At 73.6% G+C, this 4,670-nt stretch carries 5 protein-coding genes; 1 reads left to right on the top strand and 4 read right to left on the bottom strand.

What is annotated here, in order from left to right:
* Positions 1-730 (bottom strand): phosphonatase-like hydrolase (locus ACFU99_RS33740; RefSeq protein ID WP_384399372.1); only part of this gene is annotated, 730 nt, incomplete at its 3' end.
* An 8-nt stretch (positions 731-738) separates the two neighbouring features.
* A complete protein-coding gene (locus tag ACFU99_RS33735; protein WP_384399369.1) occupies positions 739-1,863 on the bottom strand; it encodes a TIGR03364 family FAD-dependent oxidoreductase in 1,125 nt (374 codons plus the stop codon).
* A gap of 228 nt (positions 1,864-2,091) precedes the next feature.
* On the opposite strand from ACFU99_RS33735, the gene ACFU99_RS33730 reads away from it, so the two are divergent.
* Positions 2,092-3,129, top strand: a complete 1,038-nt coding sequence (locus ACFU99_RS33730; RefSeq protein WP_384399366.1) for an aliphatic amidase — start codon at positions 2,092-2,094, stop codon at positions 3,127-3,129.
* Positions 3,130-3,160: 31 nt separating this feature from the next.
* Here ACFU99_RS33730 and ACFU99_RS33725 read toward each other — a convergent pair whose 3' ends face one another.
* Positions 3,161-3,934, bottom strand: a complete 774-nt coding sequence (locus ACFU99_RS33725; RefSeq protein WP_384399375.1) for a GntR family transcriptional regulator — start codon at positions 3,932-3,934, stop codon at positions 3,161-3,163.
* 29 nt (positions 3,935-3,963) lie between these two features.
* Positions 3,964-4,670: hypothetical protein (locus ACFU99_RS33720; RefSeq protein ID WP_384399363.1), on the bottom strand; the 707-nt coding region annotated here is incomplete at its 5' end.

Below are 4,670 nucleotides of genomic sequence, written 5' to 3'. Positions count from 1 at the left end.
GGCTCTCGGTCTCCCCCGCCACGCGGGTGAGCAGCTCCGGCAGTTCGGCCACGGAGTCCAGGACGTGCGTCGCGCCCGACTCGCGCAGCGCGTCCGCGCCGTGCGCGCCGGTGAGGACGCCCGCGACGACGCCCGCGCCCGAGCGCCGTCCGGCGATCATGTCGTACGAGGTGTCACCCGCGACCGCGATCCGCCGCACCCCGTCGGCGCCCCCGGTGCGCAGCAGCGCGGCGAGCACCATGTCCGGGTACGGGCGGCCGCGGCCGCCCGCGTCGGCGGGGCACAGGGTCAGCTCGACCAGGTCCCGCCAGCCCAGCGCGTCGAGGATGGCGTCCTGCGTGACGCGGGCGAACCCGGTGGTCAGCACCACCCTGCGGCCGTCGGCCTTGAGCTGCTCGATGGCCTCCTGGGCGCCGGGGATCGGCGCGCACCTGCCGTCGGCCACCAACTTCCCGTAGGTGGACTCGAATTCGGCGTTGGCGCGCTGCGCCCGCTCCTCGTCGCCGAAGAGGTGACGGAAGACGGAGATCTTGGATTCGCCCATGGTGGCGCGGACGTAGTCGAGCTTCGCGGCGTGGTCGGCCGAGCCGGGCTCGACGCCGAGGCTGCGGGCGGCGGCGTCGAACGCCTGCTCCACGAGGCCGCCGTCGGCGACGGTGGTACCGGCCATGTCGAGCACGACGAGCTGAATGCTCTGTGCGGTGTCGCGCGCGGTGTCCTGAGTCGTCATTGTTTCCTTCACCATCCCAGTTCGTTCGCGGTGCGCTCGGCGATCGCCGGAGAGCAGGTCATGCCTCGGCCGCCGGGCCCGGTGACCAGCCAGACCCCGTCGCGCACCTGCTGCCGGTGCACGACGCGCGCGGTGTCGGTGCACTGCGCGTACACCCCGGCCCAGCGGCGGCGGACCGCGGGCAGCGGGCGGCCGAGCAGCCCTTCGACGACCCCGGCCAGGTGCTCGTACGGGTCCTCGACGACGTCGAAGTTGAACGGCGCGTCGTATTCGTGGGTGTCGCCGATGGTGAGCCCGCCGTCGGCGCGCTGGACCATCAGCAGCTGCGCCCGGTGCGCGGCGGCGGCCGGCGGCTGCTGCTGCGCCGCGGCCATGGCGTCGAGCGCGCCGCCCGCGTAGGCCGGGTAGTAGCGGAAGCTGTCGCCGTCGGCGACGGAGGTGGTCAGCGCCTCGCCGAGCGGGGCGGTCTGCATCATCTGGAGCCGTACGCGCCGTACGGGCAGGTCGGGGGCGAGCTCCTTGACCAGGCCGCCGAGCCAGGCGCCCGTGCACAGCACGACGGCGTCGGCGGTGTGCACGTCGCCGTGGTCGTCGCGGACGGCGCGCTCGCCGGTGACCTCGCGGACCTCGCGGCCGCCGAGGAAGGTGTAACGGCCGGATGCGAGGAGCTTGTCCTTGAGGGCGCGCTGTGCGACGCGGGGCTCGACGGCGGCGTCGCGCTCGCAGTGCAGGGCGCCCAGGATCGCGCTGCCGCGCAGGGCGGGGTTGGCGGCGCGGGTCTCCTCGGGGCCGAGGAGGGCGTAGCCGCGGGCGGCGGCGTCGGGGCGGGCGGCGGCGGCCTCGGCGACGGCGAGCTCCGCCGGGCTGGTGAGGACGGTGAGCGAGCCGTTGGCGCGGAAGCCGAGGCCGGGTACGCGCTCGCCGATGTCCTCCCACAGCTCACGGGCGCGCAGCGCGGTGTCCAGCTCCTCGCCGCCGGCCCGGCCGCTGACCCAGACCAGCCCGAAGTTCCGCACCGAGGCGCCTCTGGCCTCGGCTTCCCGTTCGATGTGTACGACCTCGTGGCCGCGTTCTATCGCTTGCCAGGCGTGCATGGTCCCCACCACGCCGGCTCCGACGACTATGACTCGCATGACCGGAACGCTCCTTTGATCGGGTGGCCCGCGGCGGACCGGAAGGCGGCGCCGCGGTGAACAGGCCGCGAAGTTTGGCCTAGACCCGTTATCCTTCCGTGATTCCGGTGGTGAGGGAAAGGGCGGGAAAGCTGTCCCCTTTGGTGACTTTCACCACAGATGGGGGCGAGACTTGGGGGCGCAGAACCGTTTGGGCACGCACGACCTCACCCCCGCAGGAGGAGAACGATGCGACACGGTGACATCTCATCCAGCCCGGACACCGTCGGCGTCGCGGTGGTCAACTACAAGATGCCCCGCCTGCACACGCGGGCCGAGGTGCTGGACAACGCCCGCCGGATCGCGGACATGGTGACGGGCATGAAGACCGGCCTGCCCGGCATGGACCTCGTGGTGTTCCCCGAGTATTCGACCCAGGGGATCATGTACGACACCGACGAGATGTACGCCACCGCCGCCACCGTGCCCGGCGAGGAGACCGGCATCTTCGCCGCGGCCTGTCGTGAGGCGGGCACCTGGGGCGTCTTCTCGCTCACGGGCGAGCGCCACGAGGACCACCCCCGCAAGCCCCCGTACAACACCCTCGTCCTCATCGACGACCGCGGCGAGATCGTCCAGAAGTACCGCAAGATCGTGCCGTGGTGCCCGGTCGAGCACTGGTACCCGGGCGACTCCACCTTCGTCTCCGAGGGCCCCAAGGGGCTGCGGATCTCGCTGATCATCTGCGACGACGGCAACTACCCGGAGATCTGGCGGGACTGCGCCATGAAGGGCGCCGAGCTGATCGTGCGCTGCCAGGGCTATATGTACCCCGCCAAGGACCAGCAGATCATGATGGCCAAGGCGATGGCCTGGGCGAACAACTGCTACGTCGCCGTCGCCAACGCCGCGGGCTTCGACGGCGTGTACTCCTACTTCGGGCACTCCTCGATCGTCGGGTTCGACGGCCGTACCCTCGGCGAGACCGGCGAGGAGGAGTACGGCGTCCAGTACGCGCAGCTGTCCGTCTCCGCCATCCGCGACGCGCGCGCCCACGACCAGTCGCAGAACCACCTGTACAAGCTGCTGCACCGCGGCTATTCGGCGCTGCACGACGCCGGGGAGGGGGCGGTGGGCGTGGCGGACTGCCCGTTCGACTTCTACACGCTGTGGACGACCGATCCCCGCAAGGCCGCCGAGAACGTCGAGGCGATCACGCGCGACACGGCGGGGGTGGCCGGCTGCCCGGTCGGCTCGCTGCCGGTCGGGCGTCCGCGCGAGGAGTGACCCGGCCCCCTTGCCGAGGCCCTGCGCCCTCTCACCCCTCCTGGTCCGAGCCCTCCAGGCGCGCGGTGAAGGAGAAGCGGTCGCCGCGGTAGAGCGAGCGCACCCGCTCCAGCGGCAGCCCCTCCGTGTCCCTCGACATCCGGTGGATCAGCAGCATCGGCAGCGCGGGCGGCGTCCCGATCAGCAGCGCCTCGCGCGGCGTCGCGAGCACCGTCTCCAGCCGCTCGTCCGCGCTGCCGAAGCGGATGCCGAGCCGGTCGCGCAGATAGCCGTAGAAGGAGGAGTCGGGCTCGAAGTCCGTGTCCAGGTGCGGAACGCGCTCCACCGCCACGTACGTGCTCTCCAGCCCCACCCGTTCGTCGTCGGCGAGCAGCACGCGTTCCATGTGCCAGACGGGCTCGCCCCGTTCGAGCCCGAGTTCGGCGGCGAGCGCGGCCGAACAGGGCGAGCGCTCCAGGCCGATCAGCCCGCGGCCGGGGCGGCGGCCCTGCCGCCGGACGCCCTCCGTGTAGCTCGCGAGGGACAGCGGCTGCTCCAGCTTGGGCCCGGCCACGACCGTGCCGCGCCCCAGCCGCCGCAGCCGCCCCTCCAGCAGCAGTTCGCGCAGCGCCTGACGCACCGTCTCCCGCGAGACCTCGAACCGCACCGCCAGATCACGCTCGGTCGGCAGCAGCCCGTCCTCCCCCAACTCATCGAGCAGGGCGGCGACTTCGACCTTCACCGCGTAGTACTTGGGGATGCGGCCGTGCTCGGGTATGCCGGAGCGGACCGGTGCGCCGGGCGCCTGGTCCATCAGGTAGTCCACTGGGTAGTCCACGGCGTGATCCTCGCACCTCAGCGCCGCTCCCGCCGCGACCCGGCCAGCAGCGCCCCGCCGCCGAGCACGAGCACGGCCGCGCCGACGCCGAGCCCGACGAGCGGGGCGCCCCGGCCCGTGTCGGCGAGGACGGGCGGCGCGGGGGCGCGGCTCCTGGTGTCGTCCTCGCGGCTGCGGCCGTCGGAGCGGCGGGCGCCCTCCGTCGGCAGCCGCCGCCCACCGTGCGCGTCCGGCCGCCGGATGGTGAAGGCGTAGTCGCCGGACCCGCCGGACCCGCCGACCCAGGCGCCGTCGCCGGAGCGCCGCCGCACGGCGGTGACACTCTCGGTGACCGGCCCCTCGGGCGCGGTCCCCGTGAAGCGCTGCCGCACCGGCACCACGACGGTCCGCCCGGCGGGGACGGTGAAGCCGGGGAAGCCGGACGCACTGGACGCGCCGGGCGTTTCAGGCGCGCCGCCGAAGACCCCGACGTTCTGCGCCGCGTCGGTCCGTACGAACCGCACGGGCCGCCAGCGGCGCTCCCGCACGTCGTAGAACTCCATCCGGATGTCCCCGGGCTTCAGGGCACGGCCCCGGTCGGCGAGGACCGCCACGGGGTGCACGGCGCGGCACCCCTCCCCCGTCGCGTCGCGCAGCTCCAGCCGCCAGCCGCGCCACCCGGCCCCGCTCTCGTACGCGTCGGGGCCGCCGGCCGGCCGCGCGGAGACCGGGGACTGGGCTCCGC

Origin of the sequence: Streptomyces sp. NPDC057654 (assembly GCF_042800135.1) — a bacterium.
Taxonomy (GTDB): domain Bacteria; phylum Actinomycetota; class Actinomycetes; order Streptomycetales; family Streptomycetaceae; genus Streptomyces.
The sequence above is the reverse complement of the archived record's forward strand: the minus strand, read 5'-3'. Positions and strand labels throughout refer to the sequence as shown.